At 68.5% G+C, this 19,307-nt stretch carries 23 protein-coding genes; 5 read left to right on the top strand and 18 right to left on the bottom strand.

What is annotated here, in order from left to right; genetic code table 11:
- Positions 1-20 precede the first annotated feature (20 nt).
- Positions 21-911: a methylated-DNA--[protein]-cysteine S-methyltransferase gene (locus P7B02_RS08130; RefSeq protein ID WP_277785820.1), complete on the top strand. Its 891-nt coding sequence runs from the start codon at positions 21-23 to the stop codon at positions 909-911.
- A gap of 611 nt (positions 912-1,522) precedes the next feature.
- Here P7B02_RS08130 and hslU read toward each other — a convergent pair.
- The 3 genes from hslU to hslV all read right to left on the bottom strand — a co-directional run bounded on the left by hslU (position 1,523) and on the right by hslV (position 4,322).
- The gene (gene hslU, locus P7B02_RS08125) at positions 1,523-2,818 is read right to left on the bottom strand and encodes an ATP-dependent protease ATPase subunit HslU (RefSeq protein ID WP_277785819.1); all 1,296 of its coding nucleotides are present in this window, start codon (positions 2,816-2,818) and stop codon (positions 1,523-1,525) included.
- Positions 2,818-3,651, bottom strand: coding sequence for a DUF4440 domain-containing protein (locus P7B02_RS08120; protein WP_277785818.1), 834 nt, complete (start codon positions 3,649-3,651; stop codon positions 2,818-2,820). Before P7B02_RS08120 ends, hslU begins: the two co-directional genes overlap by 1 nt.
- A gap of 77 nt (positions 3,652-3,728) precedes the next feature.
- Positions 3,729-4,322: an ATP-dependent protease subunit HslV gene (gene hslV / locus P7B02_RS08115; RefSeq protein WP_277785817.1), complete on the bottom strand. Its 594-nt coding sequence runs from the start codon at positions 4,320-4,322 to the stop codon at positions 3,729-3,731.
- Here hslV and P7B02_RS08110 point away from each other — a divergent pair.
- Both P7B02_RS08110 and ppa read left to right on the top strand, forming a co-directional pair.
- Positions 4,321-5,061, top strand: a complete 741-nt coding sequence (locus P7B02_RS08110) for a HesA/MoeB/ThiF family protein (protein ID WP_277785816.1) — start codon at positions 4,321-4,323, stop codon at positions 5,059-5,061. The two genes, hslV and P7B02_RS08110, sit on opposite strands and share 2 nt — an antisense overlap.
- Before the next feature lie 89 nt (positions 5,062-5,150).
- A complete protein-coding gene (ppa, locus tag P7B02_RS08105; protein WP_277785815.1) occupies positions 5,151-5,726 on the top strand; it encodes an inorganic diphosphatase in 576 nt (191 codons plus the stop codon).
- 21 nt (positions 5,727-5,747) lie between these two features.
- On the opposite strand, the gene trmB is transcribed toward ppa, so the two are convergent.
- Positions 5,748-6,431 (bottom strand): tRNA (guanosine(46)-N7)-methyltransferase TrmB, encoded by a 684-nt coding sequence (trmB, locus tag P7B02_RS08100; protein WP_277785814.1) that lies wholly within the window; start codon positions 6,429-6,431, stop codon positions 5,748-5,750.
- A gap of 71 nt (positions 6,432-6,502) precedes the next feature.
- Here trmB and P7B02_RS08095 point away from each other — a divergent pair, with 71 nt between their 5' ends.
- Entirely contained in the window at positions 6,503-7,333 is an 831-nt protein-coding gene (locus P7B02_RS08095; RefSeq protein ID WP_277785813.1) for a TIGR02587 family membrane protein, read from the top strand.
- Positions 7,333-7,728: a hypothetical protein gene (locus P7B02_RS08090; protein WP_277785812.1), complete on the top strand. Its 396-nt coding sequence runs from the start codon at positions 7,333-7,335 to the stop codon at positions 7,726-7,728. Before P7B02_RS08095 ends, P7B02_RS08090 begins: the two co-directional genes overlap by 1 nt.
- Here the strand turns inward: P7B02_RS08090 and metK are convergent.
- The 14 genes from metK to trpS all read right to left on the bottom strand — a co-directional run bounded on the left by metK (position 7,725) and on the right by trpS (position 19,186).
- Positions 7,725-8,948, bottom strand: coding sequence for a methionine adenosyltransferase (gene metK, locus P7B02_RS08085; protein WP_277785811.1), 1,224 nt, complete (start codon positions 8,946-8,948; stop codon positions 7,725-7,727). The two genes, P7B02_RS08090 and metK, sit on opposite strands and share 4 nt — an antisense overlap.
- 82 nt (positions 8,949-9,030) lie before the next feature.
- The gene (locus P7B02_RS08080; protein ID WP_277785810.1) at positions 9,031-9,474 is read right to left on the bottom strand and encodes a helix-turn-helix domain-containing protein; all 444 of its coding nucleotides are present in this window, start codon (positions 9,472-9,474) and stop codon (positions 9,031-9,033) included.
- Between the two features lie 36 nt (positions 9,475-9,510).
- Entirely contained in the window at positions 9,511-11,118 is a 1,608-nt protein-coding gene (gene lnt / locus P7B02_RS08075) for an apolipoprotein N-acyltransferase (protein ID WP_277785809.1), read from the bottom strand.
- On the bottom strand, positions 11,115-12,020 hold the full coding sequence (locus tag P7B02_RS08070; RefSeq protein WP_277785808.1) for a hemolysin family protein: 906 nt from the start codon (positions 12,018-12,020) through the stop codon (positions 11,115-11,117). The genes lnt and P7B02_RS08070 overlap by 4 nt, the downstream gene beginning before the upstream one ends.
- Entirely contained in the window at positions 12,013-12,489 is a 477-nt protein-coding gene (ybeY, locus tag P7B02_RS08065; RefSeq protein WP_277785807.1) for an rRNA maturation RNase YbeY, read from the bottom strand. Before ybeY ends, P7B02_RS08070 begins: the two co-directional genes overlap by 8 nt.
- Positions 12,486-13,427: a PhoH family protein gene (locus tag P7B02_RS08060; protein WP_277785806.1), complete on the bottom strand. Its 942-nt coding sequence runs from the start codon at positions 13,425-13,427 to the stop codon at positions 12,486-12,488. The genes ybeY and P7B02_RS08060 overlap by 4 nt, the downstream gene beginning before the upstream one ends.
- Positions 13,424-14,794 (bottom strand): tRNA (N6-isopentenyl adenosine(37)-C2)-methylthiotransferase MiaB, encoded by a 1,371-nt coding sequence (gene miaB / locus P7B02_RS08055; RefSeq protein ID WP_277785805.1) that lies wholly within the window; start codon positions 14,792-14,794, stop codon positions 13,424-13,426. The genes P7B02_RS08060 and miaB overlap by 4 nt, the downstream gene beginning before the upstream one ends.
- A gap of 60 nt (positions 14,795-14,854) precedes the next feature.
- Entirely contained in the window at positions 14,855-15,262 is a 408-nt protein-coding gene (locus P7B02_RS08050; RefSeq protein WP_277785804.1) for a Fur family transcriptional regulator, read from the bottom strand.
- Positions 15,263-15,312: 50 nt separating this feature from the next.
- A complete protein-coding gene (gene rimI, locus P7B02_RS08045) occupies positions 15,313-15,738 on the bottom strand; it encodes a ribosomal protein S18-alanine N-acetyltransferase (protein ID WP_277785803.1) in 426 nt (141 codons plus the stop codon).
- Positions 15,735-16,367, bottom strand: a complete 633-nt coding sequence (gene tsaB, locus P7B02_RS08040) for a tRNA (adenosine(37)-N6)-threonylcarbamoyltransferase complex dimerization subunit type 1 TsaB (RefSeq protein WP_277786009.1) — start codon at positions 16,365-16,367, stop codon at positions 15,735-15,737. The genes rimI and tsaB overlap by 4 nt, the downstream gene beginning before the upstream one ends.
- A gap of 47 nt (positions 16,368-16,414) precedes the next feature.
- Positions 16,415-16,981 carry a NifU family protein gene (locus P7B02_RS08035; RefSeq protein ID WP_277785802.1) on the bottom strand — a complete coding sequence of 189 codons (567 nt, stop codon included), beginning with the start codon at positions 16,979-16,981 and terminating at the stop codon, positions 16,415-16,417.
- A gap of 40 nt (positions 16,982-17,021) precedes the next feature.
- A complete protein-coding gene (locus tag P7B02_RS08030) occupies positions 17,022-17,579 on the bottom strand; it encodes a YbhB/YbcL family Raf kinase inhibitor-like protein (protein WP_277785801.1) in 558 nt (185 codons plus the stop codon).
- 50 nt (positions 17,580-17,629) lie between these two features.
- Entirely contained in the window at positions 17,630-18,103 is a 474-nt protein-coding gene (locus P7B02_RS08025; protein ID WP_277785800.1) for a universal stress protein, read from the bottom strand.
- Between the two features lie 51 nt (positions 18,104-18,154).
- Positions 18,155-19,186 (bottom strand): tryptophan--tRNA ligase, encoded by a 1,032-nt coding sequence (gene trpS / locus P7B02_RS08020; RefSeq protein WP_277785799.1) that lies wholly within the window; start codon positions 19,184-19,186, stop codon positions 18,155-18,157.
- Positions 19,187-19,307: the final 121 nt, after the last annotated feature.

Below are 19,307 nucleotides of genomic sequence, written 5' to 3'. Positions count from 1 at the left end.
TGGCGAAGATGGAGACCGCCATGCCCCTCGACTCCGAAATCGCTGAAACCATCCTCAGCCCGCTCCAGAAGCTGGAGACTCGGTCCCAGGACTATGTCCGCATGGCCCAGGCCCTCGACTGGCTGGCGCAGCGGTGGCTGGACCGGCCGAGCCTGGACGACGCCGCCGACGCCGCGGGCCTGTCGCCGTTCCATTTCCAGCGCACCTTCACCCGCTGGGCGGGAGTCAGCCCCAAGACCTTCATGGCCGCCATCGCCCACGCGGAGGCCCGCAAATCCCTCGACGCCGGGGCCAGCGTCCTGGACGCCGCCTTCGACGCCGGCCTGTCGGGCCCGTCGCGTCTGCACGACCTGTTCATCGCCCATGAGGCGGTGACCCCGGGCGAGGCGCGCCGGCGGGGCGAGGGGCTGGAGCTGACCTGGGGCTGGGCGCCGACCCCGTTCGGCAAGGCTCTGTTCGCCATGACCCCGCGCGGCCTGGCCGGTCTGGGCTTCGCCGAGGCGGATGGCGAGGCGGCGGCCTTCGCCGACATGCACCGCCGCTTCCCGGCCGCGAACTGGGTTCGCGACGACCAGGCCGCCGCCGCCATGGCCCTGCACGCCTTCGCTGGGGGTGAAAGTCCCCTGCCGGTGGTGCTGATCGGGCCGCCGTTCCACGTCCAGGTGTGGAAAGCCCTGCTGCGCATCCCTGCGGGCGAGACGGCCACCTACGGCCAGGTCGCCGCCTGGGCCGGAAAGCCCAAGGCCTTCCAGGCCACGGGCGCGGCGATCGGGGCCAATCCCCTGGCCCTGCTGATCCCCTGCCACCGGGCCATCGCCAAGGACGGCCGGCTCACCGGCTATCACTGGGGCCTGGCCCGCAAGGCGGCGATCCTCGGCTCGGAGGCCGTGGCGGCGGCGCGGGCGGCTTGATTGCTTCCCCCTTCTCCTCGAGGGGAGAAGGACCGGGGATGAGGGTGATGCTGCATTTCAGGATGCGGCGCGGCTGAGCCCGGACCCGCTGGCGCTGTCACCCTCACCCTCGATCCCTCTCCCATCAAGGGAGAGGGAGGCGTGCAGAAACGTTCCCACGGGTATGAACCCGCAAGGTTGGAAGGGCGGCGGAGCGGCCTGACCTGCGTCAGGCGATGGGACTTAGGCGTGCCGGTTCGACGTAGGTCTTTCCGCTCCGCGCGATCGTGTCTGGGGGCTCCTCGAGAGGACTTACAAATCTCCGAGCAAAGGCCCTGACGGGCGGGCCTCCTCCAGCGAGGAGGTCCCGGACCGCGTGGACGCCGGGGTTCCACGCCTAGATCCCGCTCGATCACATCTCCACCACAACCGGCGCTGGCCGAGCGCCCTTCCCGTGATGGGGACGGGGGAAGAGTACGGGAGGTGGAATGGGGGCGGATAACTCTTCTCCTCTCCCCACGCGTGGGGAGAGGATTGGGTGAGGGGCCTTGCGGCGGTTCCGCTTGCAGCGCCTTGCCCGCTGAACCTCAGCGCCCCCTCACCCTTACCCTCTCCCCCAGAGGAGAAGCGGCCTAAAGGATATACCGGCTCAGGTCGGCGTTCTGGGCCAGGGCGCCGATGCGGTCGCGGACATAGGCTTCGTCGATCGTCACCTGGGGCGGCGAGCCGTCGCCGGCGGTGAAGCTGATCTCCTCGGTCACCTTCTCCAGCACGGTCTGCAGCCGGCGGGCGCCGATGTTCTCCACCGAGCCGTTCACCGCCACGGCGGCGTCGGCCAGGGCGTCGATGGCGCCTTCGGTGAAGGTCAGCTCGACGCCTTCGGTCAGCATCAGGGCCTGGTGCTGGCGGATCAGATTGGCTTCCGGCTCGGTCAGGATGCGGCGGAAATCGTCGCGGGTCAGGGCTTTCAGCTCCACCCGGATCGGCAGACGGCCCTGAAGTTCAGGCAAAAGGTCCGACGGCTTGGCCACGTGGAAGGCCCCCGAGGCGATGAACAGCACGTGGTCGGTCTTCACCGGCCCGTGCTTGGTGGCCACGGTGGTGCCCTCGATCAGGGGCAGCAGGTCCCGCTGCACGCCTTCGCGGGAGACGTCGGCCCCGGCCCGGTCGGAGCGGCTGGCGACCTTGTCGATCTCGTCCAGGAAGACGATGCCGTTGTTCTCGGCCAGCTCGACCGCCTCGCGGGTCAGGGCCTCCTGATCCAGCAGCTTGTCGCTTTCCTCGGCGATCAGCGGGGCGTGAGCGGCGGCGACGGTCATCTTCACCGTCTTCATCCGCCCCCCGCCGAAGGCCTTCATCATGTCCGACAGGTTCAGGACGCCGATGCCGCCCGCCTGGCCGGGAATGTCCATGCTGGGACCGCCGGTGTCGGCAAGCTGGATCTCCACCTCGGTGTCGTTCAGCTCGCCGGCGCGCAGCTTCTTGCGGAAGCTCTCGCGGGCGGCGGTGGAGCCGGGGCCGGTCAGGGCGTCGAGGATGCGTTCCTCGGCGGCGCGCTCGGCGCTGGCCCGAACTCCGGCCCGGCGGCGGTCGCGCACCATGATCAGGGCGCTCTCCACCAGGTCGCGCATGATCTGGTCCACGTCGCGGCCCACATAGCCGACCTCGGTGAACTTGGTGGCCTCGACCTTCAGGAACGGGGCCTGGGCCAGACGCGCCAGGCGGCGGGCGATCTCGGTCTTGCCGACGCCCGTGGGGCCGATCATCAGGATGTTTTTCGGCGTGACCTCGTCGCGCAGGTCGTCCGGCAGCCGCCGGCGTCGCCAGCGGTTGCGCAGGGCGACGGCCACGGCCTTCTTCGCTTCAGGGTGACCGACGATGTAGCGGTCGAGTTCGGAGACGATTTCGCGTGGTGAGAATTCAGTCATCAGGCCGGTAGGATCTGGTCATACACCAGACGCCAGCCTTCCGGCCGCGTCTGCCAGATTCGTACATAGTGCCCTTTGGCCGGCTTGCCATCCGCTGACGTCCAATCCGCGTCGCCCCAGGTCCAGGCCAGATCGCCGGCCCTGGAGGCCGACCCGCCCTTCTGAGCGAAGCTTATGGCCTTGGCGCGGGTGTCGAGTTCGGCGGCGACGGCCTCCGGCGTGGCGGGCAGGGGCGCCTTGGAGCTGGTCAGCCGGGCCTCCTTGGCCAGCACGGCCAGGAACGCAGCCTTGGAGTCGGTGAGCGCGGCCTTGGCCAGCGCGGCTTCGGCGGCCTGGACTTGGGCGAAAGCCTTTTCCGCCGAGCCGGCGCCGCCGACGGCCATCGCCAGGGCGACGGGCTCGCTCTCAGGTCCGGGCTGGCCGACCGAAGTCGCGCGCGGGCCGCCGTCGTAGACCCATTTCCAGGCGCCGTCGGCCTGCCGGGCCCAGACGGTGAAATAGTGCCCGCCGCGCTTGCCGTCGTACTCCGCCGGGCCGGTGGTGAAGCCCAGATCGCCGCTGCGGGCGATGCCGGCGAAGATCGGCCACCACTTGATCTGCACCTTGCTGTCGGGCCGCCCCTCGAAGAACGCCTTGGCGTTCACCGGTCCCGGCGCGAACAGCAGGGCGTCGTCGGTCATGTGGCGCAGGAAGGACGCCTTCACCCCGTTGGCGAAGCCGTCGGCGGCGAAGGCGCGTTCGGCCGCGATGACCTCGGCCGGAGAGGTTGTCTGGGCGATGGCCAGAAGGGGCGCGGCCGACAAGGCGGCGGCGGCGAGAAGAGTGCGGATCATGGGCGCGTCCGAAACGGGGGTTTCGGTGACCTATAAACCGCTCGTCAGCCGCCGTTACATGAATTCCCTGTAAACCCTTACAGGGTTTCGACGGTCAGATTGCCGTTGGTGTAGACGCAGATGTCGGCGGCGATGCCCATGGCCTTGCGGGCGATCTCTTCGGCCGACAGGGGCTGGTCGATCAGGGCCCGCGCCGCGGCCAGGGCGTAGTTGCCGCCCGAACCGATCGCCGCCACGCCCAGATCCGGCTCCAGCACGTCGCCCACGCCGGTGACAGTGTAGATCGCCTCGGCGTCGGCCACGAGCAGCATGGCCTCCAGCTTGCGCAGGTAGCGGTCGGTCCGCCAGTCCTTGGCCAGCTCCACGCAGGCGCGGGCCAGCTGGCCGGGGTGGGCCTCAAGCTTGGTCTCCAGCCGCTCGATAAGGGTGAAGGCGTCGGCGGTGGCGCCGGCGAACCCGGCGATCACCTTGCCGCCGGCCAGGACGCGGACCTTGCGGGCGTTGCCCTTGACGACGGTCTGGCCCATGGACACCTGTCCGTCGCCGGCGATCACGGTCCGGCCGTCCTTGCGGACCGCCAGGATTGTGGTGCCGTGCCAATCGGGGAATGTAGAAGCGTCGGCTTTCATGTCGTCCGATGTGGCGAGCGCAGCCGAAGAGGTCAAGCACATGGGCTTTTCGAGCGAGGAAGTTGAGCGGTACGCCCGCCACCTGGTCCTGCGTGAAATCGGCGGCCAGGGACAGCAGGCGTTGAAGGCGGCGCGGGTCCTGGTGGTCGGGGCGGGGGGCCTTGGCGCGCCGGCGTCCCTCTATCTCGCCGCGGCGGGGGTGGGGACCATCGGTCTTGTGGACGCCGACACGGTCTCCCTGTCGAACCTGCAGCGCCAGGTGATCTATTCCGCCGCCGATGTGGGGCGCGAGAAGGTCATCGCCGCCGCCGAACACCTGCTGGCTCTGAACCCGCATCTGGCTATCGAGCCGCTGCCCCACGCCCTCAACGCCGAAAACGCCGAGGCCCTGGTCGAAAACTACGACCTCGTGCTGGACGGCACGGACGACTTCGCCACCCGTTTCTGCGTCAACGCCGCCTGCGTGGCCGAGGGCAAGACCCTGGTCACCGGGGCCATCGGCCGATGGAGCGGCCAAGTGGGCGTTTTCTCGGGCCGTCCCTGCTATCAGTGCCTGGTGCCGGAGATTCCGCCGGACGCCGAGACCTGCAGCCTGGTGGGGGTGGTCGGCGCCCTGGCCGGCGTGATCGGCTCGATGATGGCGCTGGAGGCGGTGAAGGTCATCACCCGCGCTGGCGAGCCCTTGCAGGACAGGCTGTTGATCTATGACGCCCTGTCGGCCGCGTCACGAACCGTCCGGGTCGGCGCCGATCCGGCATGCACAGTGTGCGGCGCAACGTAAAAAGCGTCGCACCTCTCTTTTCCCCAGACGCGTTACGGTCCATAGGGGGCGCCGCCTTATTGAATTTTTCGTGATGGACGGCCGCAATCATGGACCTCTCCAAGATCCCCACCGGCAAGAACCCGCCCTATGATCTCTATGCGGTGATCGAAATCCCGCAGGGCGGCGAGCCGGTGAAGTACGAACTCGACAAGGACTCGGGCGCGATCTTCGTCGACCGCTTCCTGCACACCGCCATGTATTACCCGGCCAACTACGGGTTCATCCCGCACACCCTGGCCGACGACGGCGATCCCATGGACATCATGGTGGTCAGCCAGACCCCGGTGGTGCCCGGCGCGGTGATCCGCTGCCGCCCGATCGGCGTGCTGAAGATGACCGATGAAGCCGGCGGCGACGAAAAGCTGCTGGCGGTGCCGGTGGACAAGCTGCACCCGTTCTACACGGGCGTGACGTCCTGGAACGAACTGCCGACCATCCTGATCGAACAGATCGCCCACTTCTTCCAACACTACAAGGATCTGGAGAAGGGCAAGTCGGTCACGATCAGCGGCTGGGGCGACGTCGAGGAAGCCGCCGAGCTGATCCGCAAGTCGATCGACGCCTTCAACGCCGCCGAACCGGCCAAGGCGTATCCGGCCCTGGAAAAGGCCGGCGAGCACTAAAGACTATGGCGTCAGGGCCGATCAGGCCCTGACGAAATCGAGGAAGACCGGGGCGCAGTCGCCCAGCTTCTTTTCCTCGTACCGCGTGGTGAGGTGGTCGGCGGGCGCGATGCGCCAGTCGTCCGCCCGCTCCGCCGGCCAGGCGAACAGACCGCAGGCCAGAATCTTCTCCAGAGCCCAGTCCGCGTAGTTCGCCCAGTCGGTGGCGAAGCGCAGCCGTGCGCCCGGCTTCATCACGCGTCCCAGCTCGGCCAGGAAATCGTCCTGGATCAGGCGGCGCTTGTGGTGGCGCGCCTTCTGCCAGGGATCGGGGAACATGATGAACACCCGGTCCAGGCTCTGGTCCGGCAGGCCGGCGATGATGTCGCGCACGTCGCCATGGTGCAGGCGGACGTTCTTCAGACCCTGCTCCTCGACGTGCCGCAGGGCGCTGCCGACACCGTTGACGAAGGGCTCGGCCCCGATGACCAGCGCCTCGGGATTGCGGGCGGCCTGGCCGGCCATGTGCTCGCCGCCCCCGAAGCCGATCTCCAGCCAGACTTCCTTGGCTTCCGGCGCCAGGGCCCGAGGATCGAAGGCGCCTTCCGGCACCGCAATGGAGGGCAGGAGCGTGTCGAACAGCGCCGCCTGACGCGGCTTCAGGGGCCGGGCCTGGATGCGTCCGAACGAGCGAAGGTGGCCGTGAGGCTGCTGGGCGATGGGCATGGCGCGCCCTTTAGACGCTTTCCCGGCCCGCCGCCATGCCACCAAGCGTCGCCATGCGCGTTAGACGGCCGATGACCTCCGAAAGCCTCGCTGCGGAAATTCGCTACGCCCAGGCCCTGGCGCGCGCCGCTGCCGGGGCGCTGCTGTTCAGCCTGCCGTTGTTCATGACCGAGGAGATGTGGCGGTTCGGCCTCTACATGGACCGTCATCGTCTGGCCCTCATGGTCGTGCTCGCCCTCGGGCTGATCACGGGCGTCTCATACTACTCAGGCTTCGAGCGGACGACCGGTCTGTTCGACGACGCCCTGGACGCCCTTGCCGCCTTCGCCGTCGGCGCGGTCGTCACCCTGGCCGCGGTGGTGATCTTCGGCGTGGTCGGACGGGAGATGACCGTCGGCGAGATCGCCGGGATCGTGGCGGTCTGCGCCGTTCCGGCCGGAATGGGCGCCGTGGTGGCCGCCAACCAGTTGGCCGCCCCGGAAGACGGCGATGATCGGCGAAAGCGCGAGGCGGGCTATTTCGGCGAACTCTTCCTCATGGGCGCCGGGGCCCTGTTCTTCGGCTTCAACGTCGCGCCCACCGAGGAGATGATGCTCATCGGCTACAAGATGACCGCCGTCCACACGGTGATGCTGGTGGTCGCCTCGGCGGCCGCGCTTCATCTACTGGTCTATTCGCTCCAACTGCGCGGCCAGCATGAGCGCCGCGAGGGGTCGGGGCATATGGCGACGTTCCTTCACTACACCTTGGCCGGCTACGGCGTGGCGCTGGGCGTCAGCCTGGGCGTGCTGTGGTTCTTCGGGCGGCTGGACGGCGTGGACGCGGCCATGGCGGCGCGGATGACCATCGTCCTCGGCCTGCCGGCCTCGATCGGGGCGGCCGCGGCGAGGCTGGTGCTTTGATGGCGGGACGCGCGAAACAGAAGGCGCCGCCGACGCCGGACATCCCGATCCTGGAATGGGTGTCGGCGGGGGCCGGCGGCCTGATGGCCCTGGCTCTGCTGGCTCTGGTGCTGATCGACGCCCGCAAGGAGCACGAGCCGCCAATACTGAAGATCGCGGCCCTTGAGACCGTCCGAACGGCGGGCGGGTGGCGGGTGATGTTCGAGGTGCGCAACGAAGGCGGCGAGACCGCCGCGGGCGTGCATGTGACGGGCGCCCTGGCCGACGGCGAGACGGCGAACGCCGTGCTGGACGTCGTGCCAGGGGGCTCCGCCGCCGAAGGCGGCCTGTTCTTCAAGAGCGATCCGCGCGCCGGCCGGCTGGCCCTGCGCGCGGAAGGTTTCGTCGAGCCTTAGGCGAGGCCCTTCAGTTCGCCCACCAGATCGGTCTTCTCCCAGGAGAAGCCGCCCTCGTTGTCCGGCGTGCGGCCGAAGTGGCCGTAGGCGGCGGTGCGGGCGTAGATCGGCTTGTTCAGGCCTAGATGTTCACGGATGGCGCGCGGGGTGGCGCCGCCGATCAGCTGCGGCAGGACGCGTTCCAGCTCGGCCGGATCGACCTTGCCGGTGCCATGCAGGTCCACGTGGAACGAGACCGGCTGGGCCACGCCGATGGCGTAGGCGATCTGGATGGTGCACCGATCAGCCAGGCCGGCGGCCACCACGTTCTTGGCCAGATAGCGGCAAGCATAGGCGGCCGAACGGTCGACCTTGGTCGGATCCTTGCCCGAGAAGGCGCCGCCGCCGTGCGGCGCCGCGCCGCCGTAGGTGTCGACGATGATCTTGCGGCCGGTGAGGCCGGCGTCGCCGTCCGGGCCGCCGATCTCGAAACGGCCGGTCGGGTTGACCAGCCACTGGGTCTTCTTGGTGATCAGGCCTTCCGGGAAGATCGGCAGGATATGCGGCTTGATCAGGTCAAGCACGCGCTTGCTGGTGGCCGTCTTGCCGTCGATCTTCTTCTTGTGCTGGTGCGACACCACGATGGAGACGACGCGGACCGGCTTGCCGTTTCCGTCGTACTCCAGGGTCACCTGGCTCTTGGCGTCAGGCTCCAGCTCATGCAGCTCGCCGCTGTGGCGCAGTTCGGCCAGGCGGCGCAGGATGTTGTGGCTGTACTGCAGGGTGGCCGGCATCAGCTCCGGGGTCTCGGTGCTGGCGTAGCCGAACATGATGCCCTGGTCGCCGGCGCCCTCGTCCTTCTTGTCGGTCGAGTCCACGCCCTGGGCGATGTGGGCCGACTGGCCGTGCAGGAAGCAGGCGTACTTGGCCTTCTCCCAGTGGAAGCCCTTCTGCTCGTAGCCGATGTCCTTGATGGCGGCGCGGACCTTGGGCTCCAGGGACTTGATGATGTCCTTGGTCAGGGCCTTGTTGGCGGCCTTGTCGCCGCCCGGCTTGCCGGCGCGGACTTCGCCGGCCAGGACGATGCGATTGGTGGTCACCAGGGTTTCGCAGGCGACGCGCGCCTCGGGGTCGGCCGTCAGGAAGGCGTCCACCACGGTGTCGCTGATCCGGTCGGCGACCTTGTCCGGGTGGCCTTCGGAAACGCTTTCGCTGGTGAAGATGTACGATGAACGGGCCAAATGACGCCTCCAAACGGGATCGCGGAACACCGCGATGATGCTCCCGAACCTATAAAGATAACTTTATGTCCCGCGCAAGGCGTCAGGCGAGGTGTTCATCGCCCTCTTCATCCGCCATGGAGCGGACAAGCTCGAGGATCCGTCGGCGCACGCGCGGTCGGGTGATCTTCGGGAAAAGCTCCGCCAGCTCCAGCCCCTCGGGAGTCATCAGGAAGGTGTTGGCGAAAGGATTGGCCGTATCTTCCGCGAAGCCGGCGGCGCGCCCCTCGCTGGGGTCGGCCAGATCATCGAAGAAGAAGGTCACCGAGATCTGCAGGCTGCGCGCGATCTCGTAAAGTTTGGAAGCGCTTACGCGGTTGGCTCCGCGCTCATATTTCTGAACCTGCTGGAAAGTCAGGCCGAGGTCTTCGGCTAGTCGCTCTTGGCTGATACCCAACGAACGGCGTCGGAGTCGGATGCGCGCCCCGACATGGACGTCGATTGGATTCGGCGACCGCTCTACGTCGCTGTTCTCGTCCATTCCCACCCTGACTGACCGTCTATCGTTCCTGCGGGTATGCGCTCAAATAACTTTGCTTTTCAAGGGCTGAGCCTTCTGACGACGCAGGGCGGCCCCCAAAGAGATTAGGAGCATAGCGGCAAATGGTCCGTCGCCAAGCCGACCGTATACAGTTTTCGGCGCCAACGCTGGCAAAGCGGCGTCAATAACACCGGATTGCCCCAAATCGAGCCTTGCTCCTGGCACGATGCGACCGTAGGCGTCGATCATGGCCGAAACCCCGGTCGGGGTGGCGCGGATCATCGGCGTGCCGGTCTCGATCGCCCGGTAGCTGGCCAGATTCAGGTGCTGCAGAGGGCCTGAGGTGACGCCGAACCAAGCGTCGTTCGAGATGTTGACGATGGCCCGCGGCCGGGTCGCGTCGTCGCCAGCCTGGGTGAAGCCGGGAAACAGGCTCTCGTAGCAGATCAGGGGCTGGATGCGGAAAAGGCCGGCGCTGTCCAGCGGCCGGGGCTTGGGCCCCGGCGTGAAGCCGTCGCCCACCTGCACCATCTGCTTCAAGCCGACGCGTTCAGCCCAGCTTTCCAGCGGCAAATATTCGCCGAAGGGCGTCAGGCGGTGCTTGTCGTAGACGCCCGTCACCTCCAGCGTCGCCGTGCGCCGCAGGGTGATCAGGCTGTTGTAGTAGATCGGCTTCTCGACCGGGCCGTCGATCCGATAGGCGCCGAGGATCAGGTTCTGGCCCGGCTTTAGCGACATTTCGATCGCTTCGCGGGTCCAGGTCCCATGAGCGAGGTAGGAGTCGGCGGCGTCCGGAATGGCGCCTTCGGGCCAGACGATGAGGTCGGGCCGGCGGGCGGCGGCCTGGCGCGTCAGGCGGACATGGCGTTCGACGATGTCGGCGAAGGCGTCGGCGTCATACTTCACGGCTTGGCGGACGTCGGCCTGAACGATGCGGATCATCGGCGCGTCGGGTGCGGTCGGCTCCGCGTGACGGACACGCCAGCCGCCCCAGCCATAGAGGGCGATCAGGGCGATGACCCCGCCAGCCGTGGCGATGCGGCCGCGCGGGCCTTCGAAGGCCGCCGCGAAGCTGGCGGCGATCGCCAGGGTCACCCAGGTCAGCCCATAGGCGCCGAACAGGGCGGCGGCTTGAGAGGGATAGGAGCCGGCTTCCCAGCTCTGGCCCGGCAAATTCCACGGAAAGCCTGTCAGGATGTGGCCGCGAAGCCATTCCACGGCGGCGAAGATCCCGGCAAAGACCAGGACCCGGCGCGCGCCGGCGGGGGCGAAGCGCCGATAGACCAAGGCGGCCAGTCCCCAGAACAGGCCCAGGCCCGCGGCTAGAAGGGTTGGTGCGAAGGGCGCCATCCAGGCTTGCGCCGGATTGACGAAAAAGGCCTCGGCCACCCACCAGATGCTCAGGCCGAAATAGGCCAGCCCCGCCAACCAGCCGCGCAGAAAGGCCGAGGAGAGCGGCGCATGCTGGTCCGCGCCGTCGATGTTGCGCAGCAGGACCGCGTAGCCCAGCAGGCCGGGCAAAATCCCGAAGGGCGGATGGGCCAGGGCCGCGGCCAAGCCGGCCCCCAGGGACAGGCTGGCCGCCAGCCATGGCGCGCGCCAGGCCTGCCGCACCCTCGGTGCGACCTTCGCCTGGACGCGCCGGATCATCCCGCGGCGGCCTCTGCGGCCTCGGGATTCTTGACGGCGGGCCGGACGCGGATGCGTTTGACCCGCCGGGGGTCGGCGTCGGTGATCTCAAGATCGAAGCCGTCCGGATGGACGATCACCTCGCCCCGCTGCGGCACGCGGCCGGCGATGGCGGTGACCAGGCCGGCGACCGTGTCGATGTCCTCCTCGAGGTCGGCGGGCGCCAGGTCCTCGACCCCCATGGCGGCCTCAAGGTCCTCCAGCGCCGCGCGGGCGTCGGCCTCGAACACGCCGCCGGGGCGTTGCACGATGCCGGAGGTCTGGGCCTCGTCATGCTCGTCGGCGATGTCGCCGACCACGGCTTCGACCAAGTCCTCCATGGTCACCAAACCGTCGGCGCCGCCGAACTCGTCGATGACCACCGCCATGTGGATGCGGCTGGTCTGCATGCGCAGCAGCAGGTCGGCGGCGCGCATGGACGGGGGCACATAGAGGATGTCGCGGCGCAGGCGGTGCAGGACGGGCTGGTCCGGGGTCGGACGCTTGCTCTCGTCAGCCAGCAGCTTGAACACGTCCTTCACGTGGACAAAGCCCACCGGGTCGTCGAGCGTGTCGCGGTAGATCGGCATCCGCGAATGCTCCGCCTCGACGAAGCGGGCCAGCAGTTCGCTGAAGGTGGTGGCGATGTCCACGGCGACGATGTCGGCCCGCGGGGTCATCACGTCATGAACGCGGAGGGATTGGAAGGCCTCCGCCGAGTCCATCAGGTCGGCGGCGGACGAGTCGTGCGCGATGACGGCTTCGGCCCCTCGCGTTTCGCCCTCGCCCGAAAGGCGGCGGCGCATCTTCCTCAGGAACGCCCGAACCCCCCGGCTTTTGCGCGCGGCGGTTTCGGGCGGCTGACTTGGGTCGTCGCTAGGCATGGGTCCCCAGGGGGTCGGCGCGCTCGGCATAGGGGTCCGGAACGCCCAGTCCCGCGAGAACCTCGCGCTCCAGGGCCTCCATCTCCTCCGCTTCCGCGTCAGACAGATGGTCGTAGCCTACTAGATGAAGCACCCCGTGCGCCACCAGGTGTTGCAGGTGGTGCGCCAGGGGCTTTCCCTGCTCGACGGCCTCACGCTCGCAGACCCCGAACGCCAGGCAGATGTCGCCCAAGCTGTTCTCGGGATTCTCCGGGGCGGGGAAGGACAGGACGTTGGTGGACTGGTCGCGGTCGCGGAAGCGGGCGTTCAACTCATGGACCGAGGCGTCGTCGGTCAGCAGGATCACGCAGGCGCCGTCCTCGCCGGCCTTGGCCAGTGCGGCTTCGGCGGCCTGCAGCACGAGGGATTCAATCTCCGGCAGGGCCTTCGACCAAGCCTCATCCTCGATCTCGACGTCGATGTCGCTCATCGGCCGCGCTTCTCGGCGTCATCGTCGTAGGCCTTGACGATGCGCTCCACCAGCGGATGGCGGACCACGTCGGAGGCGCTGAAGCGCGACACCGCCACGCCCTTCACCCCTTCCAGGATCGCCACGGCGTGGGCGAGGCCGGAGTCGGAGGCGTTGAGCAGGTCGATCTGGCTGGGGTCGCCGGTCACCGCCATCTTGGCGCCCTCGCCCAGGCGGGTGAGGACCATCTTCATCTGCAGGCGCGAGGCGTTCTGCGCCTCGTCCACGATGACGAAGGCGTGGGACAGGGTGCGTCCGCGCATGAAGGCGATGGGGGCGACCTCGATCTCGCCCTTCTCGCGCCGGCGGCGCAGCTGGTCGGCGCCCATGATGTCGTTCAGGGCCTCCCAGACCGGGGCCATGTAGGGATCGACCTTCTCGTTCAGGTCGCCGGGCAGGAAGCCCAGGCGCTCGCCGGCCTCCACGGCCGGGCGGGTGACGATCAGGCGGTCCACCTCGCCGCGCATCAGCAGGCCGGCGCCATGGGCCACGGCGAGGAAGGTCTTGCCCGTGCCCGCCGGGCCCAGGCCGAAGACCAGGTCATACCGCGAGAGGCAGTCGAGATAGTTGGCCTGGGCCGCCGTCTTGGCGGCGACCATGCCCCGGCGTGAGGCCGAGGGGGAGCGGCTGTCGCCGCCGCTGCGGGCCTGGCCGATGGCGGCGCGGACGTCAGCCTCGCCCACCTCGACCCCGCTGTCGGCGCGGGCGGCGATCAGGCCGATGGCGGCCAGGGCCTGGCGGCGGGACTTGGCGTCGCCGTCGACAGAGACGCCGCCGCCCGGCGTTTCGATCAGGACGCGGAAGGCGTCTTCAATCAGGGCGGCGTGACGGCTGGACGGGCCCGACACGGCGCGCAGGGCCACGTCGGACAGGGCGGTGAATTCGGGGGTCTTGCTCACGCAGGCTCCAGGACCGACGCCAGAACGCCGGCGAGGCTGTTCTTGGAGGCGCCGGTGATGTTCACCGGAACGATCTGTCCGATCAGCTGTTCCGGGCCCTCGCAATGGACGCCGTTCAGGTAGGGGCTGCGGCCGACGATCTGGCCGGCATGACGGCCCTTGCGCTCGAACAGCACCGGCACGGTGCGGCCGACCACGGCGTTGTTGAAGGTGATGGTCTGCTCGTCCAGCAGGGCCAGCAGGCGCGCCAGGCGCTCTTCCTTCACCTCTTCGGCCACCTGGCCGGGCATGGCCGAGGCGGGGGTGCCGGGACGCTTGGAATACTTGAACGAGAAGGCGGCGGCGTACCGGACCTCGCGGATCAGGTTCAGGGTCGCCTCGAAATCACCGTCGCGCTCGCCGGGGAAGCCGACGATGAAGTCGCCGCTCATGGCGATGTCCGGCCGGGCGGCGCGGATCTTCTCGACCAGGCGCAGATAGCTTTCCGCCGTGTGCGCGCGGTTCATGGCCTTGAGGATCTTGTCCGAGCCCGACTGCACCGGCAGGTGAAGATAGGGCATCAGCTCCGGCAGTTCGCCGTGCGCCTCGATCAGCGCCTCGTCCATGTCGGCCGGGTGGCTGGTCGTGTAGCGGATGCGCTCGATGCCGTCGATTTTCGCCAGGCGGCGGACCAGGTTGGCCAGGCCGCCCTCGTAGGCGTTGACGTTCTGGCCCAGCAGGGTGACCTCGCGGACCCCCTTGTCGGCCAGGCTCTGGGCCTCGGCGACAATGGTGTCCATGGGGCGGGACCATTCCCCGCCGCGCGTATAGGGCACCACACAGAAGGTGCAGAACTTGTCGCAGCCCTCCTGCACGGTGAGGAAGGCGGTGACGCCGTCAACATGGCGCTCGGCCGGCAGGGCGTCGAACTTCTCGTCGGCGGCGAAGTCGGCCGACAGCCGTTCGCCGCTGCGGCGGTGGGCGCGGGCGATCAGCTCGGGTAGCTGGTGATAGGCCTGGGGCCCGACCACGAGATCCACCGCCGGCTGGCGATGCATGATCTCCTTGCCCTCGGCCTGGGCCACGCAGCCGGCCACGGCGATGGTCATCTGACCGCCGGCCTCGGCCTTGCGGTTCTTCATCAGCTTGATCTGACCAAGCTCGGAATAGACCTTTTCCGTGGCCTTCTCGCGGATGTGGCAGGTGTTCAGCACCACCAGATCCGCGCCTTCCGGCTCGTTGACCATGCCATAGCCCAACGGGCGCAGGACATCGGCCATGCGCTCGCTGTCATAGACGTTCATCTGGCAGCCGTAGGTCTTGATGAAGAGGCGCTTCAGCGGCGCGCCCTCTCCGACCGCGGCTTGGGCGGTGGTCGTATCGGTCATCGCGGCGTTATGGGGTTGTGGACAACCCGGCGCAAGGGCGCCGCGGCCACAGGCCCCCGCCTACTCCTCGATCGGCATGCCGTAGAGTTCGAGGCGGTGGTCGATCAGCTTGTAACCGAGCTTGCGGGCGATCGCGTGCTGCAGGGCCTCGATCTCCTCGTCCACGAACTCGACGACCTTGCCGGTCTTCATGTCGATCAGGTGGTCGTGGTGGTGATCCGGCGTCTCTTCATAGCGCGAGCGGCCGTCGCGGAAGTCGTGACGCTCGATGATGCCGCTTTCCTCGAACAGGCGGACGGTCCGGTAGACCGTGGCGATCGAGATGTGCGGGTCGATGGCGTGCGCACGGCGATGCAGCTCCTCGACATCGGGATGGTCCTGCGCCGTGGACAGCACGCGCGCGATGACGCGCCGCTGGTCGGTCATCCGCATGCCTTTTTCGGCGCAAAGCTTTTCGAGGCGGTCCAAGGGGCTGTCTCCAGGTCTTGTGCGTCGCCGCCAACATAGGCGGACAGAACTCAGGTGTTAAGGTCGCGGCGCATGACGAGCGCATCCACGTCGCCATCCGGGCGGCGATAATAGCCGCGCCGAAGCCCGACTTGCGCGAAGTCGGTTGTTTCGTAAAGCCCGATGGCGGCCAGATTATCGACCGCGACCTCCAGAAAGAAGCTCGCGGCGCCGTCTTTTCGGGCCCTTCCCGCGGCCGCCAATACCAGGCGGCGGCCCAATCCCAGCCGCCGCGCGGCCGGATCGACGGCCACGGTCAGGATTTCGGCCTCGTCCAGCACGGTGCGGCACAGGATGAAACCCTGACCGTCTTCCACCAGGGCGAAGGCGCCGTCCTGCATCAGATCGGCCAGCTCCGCCTCGCTCCAGGGCGACGGAAAGGCGGCCCGGTGCAGGGCGGCCAGGGCGGCGGCGTCGGAGGCCTCGGCCGCTCTCATGCGTCGGGCAGGGTGGCGTAGGGCGGCCGCAGGTAAAGCGGAGCCGGCGGGGCGGTTTCGGGATCGGCCTGAGCGCCTAGGCGGGCGACCGCGGCGGGATCAGCCAGGGGCCGGTCCACGATCTCCGCACCCGGAAAATGTTCGATCAGCAGCGCGGAGCCGGAGCCGATCAACAGCGGGGGCGAGCCCCCGAACAGGCCCTTGGCGATTTCCGCCGCTTCCGAGGCGGGTTGAGCGGCGGGATCGACCAGGCCCTTCCCGTCGAAGGCCCGCCAGTAGATCTGGTCCTTCTTGGCGTCGATGGCGGCGATGCGCGGACCGTCGCGTCCTTCGGCCAGGGCGTCCAGGGTACCGATCCCGATGCAGGGGATGTTCAGGGCGGTCGCCAGGCCCTTGGCGAAGGCCAGGCCCACGCGAAGGCCGGTGAAGGAGCCGGGGCCGACGGTCACCGCTATCCGGTCGAGGTCGGCGAACGCCACGCCCGCTTGGGCCATGGTTTCACGCACGACGCCGCCCAGGGCTTCCTGGTGGCCACGCATCATGGGCTCGGTGCGGCTCGCCAGGGTGCGGTCGCCGTCGATGACGGCGGCGCTGCTGGCGGCGAGGCAGGTGTCGATGGCGAGGACGATCACGCCCCGCACCTAGACGATAAGAGCCCTGGGCTCAAACCGGATCGTCAGAGGACCTGTTCGACCCGGGTCACTTCAGGGACGTAGTGCTTGAGCATGTTCTCGACGCCCGACTTCAGCGTGGCCGACGACGACGGGCAGCCCGAGCAGGCGCCGCGCATGTGCAGATAGACCGCCCCGGTGTCCGGCTCGAACCGCGAGAAGACGATGTCGCCGCCGTCCTGGGCCACGGCCGGGCGGATGCGGGTGTCGAGCAGATCCTTGATCTCGGCGACGATCTGGGCGGTTTCGCCCTCATAGACGCCTTCGTCGTGACCGACAGCTTCGGCGTCGGTCAGCAGGGGGCGGCCGGAGGTGAAGTGATCCATCACCGCCGCCAGGATCGGCGCCTTCAGGTGCGGCCACTCGGCCTCGGCGGCCTTGGTCACGGTCAGGAAGTCCGGACCGAAGAACACCCGGACCACGTCGCCCAGATCGAACAGGGCGCCGGCGAGCGGGGAGACCTGGGCCTCTTCCGGCGTGCGGAACTCCCGCGTGCCTTCACTCAGGACCTCGCGGCCGGGGAGGAATTTCAGGACGTCCGGGTTCGGCGTGGTTTCGGTCTGGATGAACATGGGCTCCAGATGGCGTCGCCGGCCGCCGATGGCAAGGGATTCAGGCCCGTTCGTAGATGCCGGTGATGCGGCCTTTCGCCGTCACCTTGCCCTCCATGGCCTTCAGAACCGCTTTCCGGCCGGGGGTTCCTGTGAGGGCGAGGGGTTCGGAGAGGGCGAAGAACTGGAACTCGTAGCGGTGCGGCCCGTGGCCCGTAGGCGGGTCGGGCGGCAGGTAATCGGTGCGCAGATAGGCGTTCTTGCCGGTCTGAACCTCGTCGGTGGAGATGGCGCCGGCCTCCAGGGAGCCTTCGGCGGGCAGGCTCCAGGCGATGGCGTGGACCAGGGGATCGGGGGTGGGGGCGTCGGGATCCTCGACGATCAGCACCACCTCGGCCGTGCCGGCGGGGGCTCCGGACCAGGACAAGGATGGCGACTTGCCCTCTCCGTCGGCGGTGAACGTGGCCTGCAGGCGGCCGCCGTCCTGGAAGTCTGCGCTGGAGACCGTCAGGCTTTCCGGCGCATCGTCGAAGGGATCGAGGAAATAGGCGATCTTCATCTCGCCGGCGCGGGCGTAGCGCAGCATGTCGCCGATGACGCGGGGGATCTTCTCGAGCATGGCGGCCTCTCCTTGCGGGCGAACAACGCGCCGCAGGCTTCGCCGTTGCCTCAGGCCAGGTCGATGATCTCCTCGTCCGTCAGGTCGCCCGGGACCACGGTGACGGGGATTTTGCGGGCGCCGAAGCCCACGCCGTCCTTGGCGATGGAGGCGACCAGGGCGCCGGGGCCCCGCCCGCCGGCAGCGGCGGCCAGGACCAGGATCTTGATCTCCGGATCGGCGGCGACCACGGCGCGGATGGCGGCCTTGGTGTTTTCGGCGTGCTTGATCAGGAATTCGGGCGCCTCGCCGGTTTCGGCGACCACCTGTTCGGCCAGCTTCTGCAGCACGGCCTCGGCCTCGACACGCTCCTGGCGCTCGATCTCTTCACGCACCCCGGACCAGTGCTCGAAAACCGCCGGCTCGATGACGCGCAGCAGGGCCACATGCCCGCCCGTGGAGCGGGCCCGGCGGCAGGCGTAGCGCAGCGCGGCGGCGAACTCCTCGCTGTCGTCGGCGATGACCAGGAACTTGCGTCGGCTCATGGGCCGAAGGTGACCGAGGCCGCCGCGACGCGCAAGCGGCCCCGTTCAACCCTAGAGCTGGAGAAAGCCCACCAGCTTCTTGGTCTCGGCCACCACCGGGTCGGCGATGGCGCGGGCGCGCTCGGCGCCGTCCTTGAGGACTGCGTCGATCTGGGCCGGATCAGCCATCAGCTCGCGCATGCGGGCGCCGATGGGACTCATCTTCTCCACGGCGAGCTCGGCCAGGGCCGGCTTGAAGGTCCCGAAGCCCTTGCCGCCGAACTCGGCGATGACCTGATCCTTGGTCAGGCCGGACAGGGCCGCATAGATGTCGACCAGGTTCTTGGCCTCCGGACGGCCGGTCAGACCCTCCAGGGTCTCCGGCAGCGGCTCGGGATCGGTCTTGGCCTTGCGGATCTTCGACGCGATGGCGTCGGCGTCGTCCATCAGGTTGATGCGCGAGGCGTCGGACGGGTCCGACTTGCTCATCTTGGCCGAGCCGTCGCGCAGGGACATGACCCGCGTGGCCGGGCCTTCGATCACCGGCTCGGTGACCGGGAAGAAGCCCGGGGCGTTGAAGTCGTTGTTGAACTTCTGGGCGATGTCGCGGGTCAGCTCCAGGTGCTGCTTTTGGTCCTCGCCCACCGGCACATGGGTGGCCTTGTAGAGCAGGATGTCGGCGGCCTGGAGCACCGGATAGGTGTAGAGGCCGACGCTGGAGCGTTCCTTGTGCTTGCCGCTCTTCTCCTTGAACTGGGTCATCCGGTCGAGCCAGCCGAGGCGGGCGACGCAGTTGAAGATCCAGGCCAGTTCTGCGTGCGCGGGCACGGCCGACTGCGGGAAGATGGTGGCTTTCTTCGGGTCGAGGCCGGCGGCGATGTAGGCGGCGGCGATCTCGCGCGTCTGGGCGGCCAGCACGGCCGGGTCCTGCCACACCGTGATGGCGTGCATGTCGGCCACGAAGATGAACGGCTTCTCGTCCTGGATGTCGACGAAGCGCTTCAGGGCGCCGAGATAGTTGCCCAGATGCAGGGCGCCCGAGGCCTGGATGCCGGACAGGATGCGTTTGGGGCCGGCGTAGGGGGCCGGAGCTTGATCGGTCATGGGGTCAGCTTCTTTGAAAGATCGGAACGTGCGGCGTCAGGCCCGCGAGCGGGCTCTCAGGAGCGGCGCCATCGCCACGTGTCGCGTCCGGTCAGAACCATGGCCCGCTGGATAGAAGACG

Source organism: Caulobacter segnis, from assembly GCF_029543125.1.
Lineage (GTDB): Bacteria > Pseudomonadota > Alphaproteobacteria > Caulobacterales > Caulobacteraceae > Caulobacter > Caulobacter segnis_D.
Note: the sequence above shows the minus strand (reverse complement) of the source record. Positions and strands in the feature narration are given on the sequence as shown.

Coding starts and splice junctions, on each gene's coding strand:
- P7B02_RS08030 (WP_277785801.1), bottom strand. CDS start 17,579: ATGCTCGAGAAGATCCCCCGCGTCATCGGCGACATGCTGCGCTACGCC.
- hslV (WP_277785817.1), bottom strand. CDS start 4,322: ATGTGCTTGACCTCTTCGGCTGCGCTCGCCACATCGGACGACATGAAA.
- trpS (WP_277785799.1), bottom strand. CDS start 19,186: ATGACCGATCAAGCTCCGGCCCCCTACGCCGGCCCCAAACGCATCCTG.
- miaB (WP_277785805.1), bottom strand. CDS start 14,794: ATGACCGATACGACCACCGCCCAAGCCGCGGTCGGAGAGGGCGCGCCG.
- P7B02_RS08070 (WP_277785808.1), bottom strand. CDS start 12,020: ATGCCTAGCGACGACCCAAGTCAGCCGCCCGAAACCGCCGCGCGCAAA.
- P7B02_RS08120 (WP_277785818.1), bottom strand. CDS start 3,651: ATGATCCGCACTCTTCTCGCCGCCGCCGCCTTGTCGGCCGCGCCCCTT.
- ppa (WP_277785815.1), top strand. CDS start 5,151: ATGGACCTCTCCAAGATCCCCACCGGCAAGAACCCGCCCTATGATCTC.
- P7B02_RS08110 (WP_277785816.1), top strand. CDS start 4,321: ATGGGCTTTTCGAGCGAGGAAGTTGAGCGGTACGCCCGCCACCTGGTC.
- P7B02_RS08025 (WP_277785800.1), bottom strand. CDS start 18,103: ATGAGCCGACGCAAGTTCCTGGTCATCGCCGACGACAGCGAGGAGTTC.
- ybeY (WP_277785807.1), bottom strand. CDS start 12,489: ATGAGCGACATCGACGTCGAGATCGAGGATGAGGCTTGGTCGAAGGCC.
- P7B02_RS08090 (WP_277785812.1), top strand. CDS start 7,333: ATGGCGGGACGCGCGAAACAGAAGGCGCCGCCGACGCCGGACATCCCG.
- lnt (WP_277785809.1), bottom strand. CDS start 11,118: ATGATCCGGCGCGTCCAGGCGAAGGTCGCACCGAGGGTGCGGCAGGCC.
- P7B02_RS08130 (WP_277785820.1), top strand. CDS start 21: ATGCCCCTCGACTCCGAAATCGCTGAAACCATCCTCAGCCCGCTCCAG.
- hslU (WP_277785819.1), bottom strand. CDS start 2,818: ATGACTGAATTCTCACCACGCGAAATCGTCTCCGAACTCGACCGCTAC.
- P7B02_RS08035 (WP_277785802.1), bottom strand. CDS start 16,981: ATGTTCATCCAGACCGAAACCACGCCGAACCCGGACGTCCTGAAATTC.
- rimI (WP_277785803.1), bottom strand. CDS start 15,738: ATGAGAGCGGCCGAGGCCTCCGACGCCGCCGCCCTGGCCGCCCTGCAC.
- trmB (WP_277785814.1), bottom strand. CDS start 6,431: ATGCCCATCGCCCAGCAGCCTCACGGCCACCTTCGCTCGTTCGGACGC.
- P7B02_RS08095 (WP_277785813.1), top strand. CDS start 6,503: ATGACCTCCGAAAGCCTCGCTGCGGAAATTCGCTACGCCCAGGCCCTG.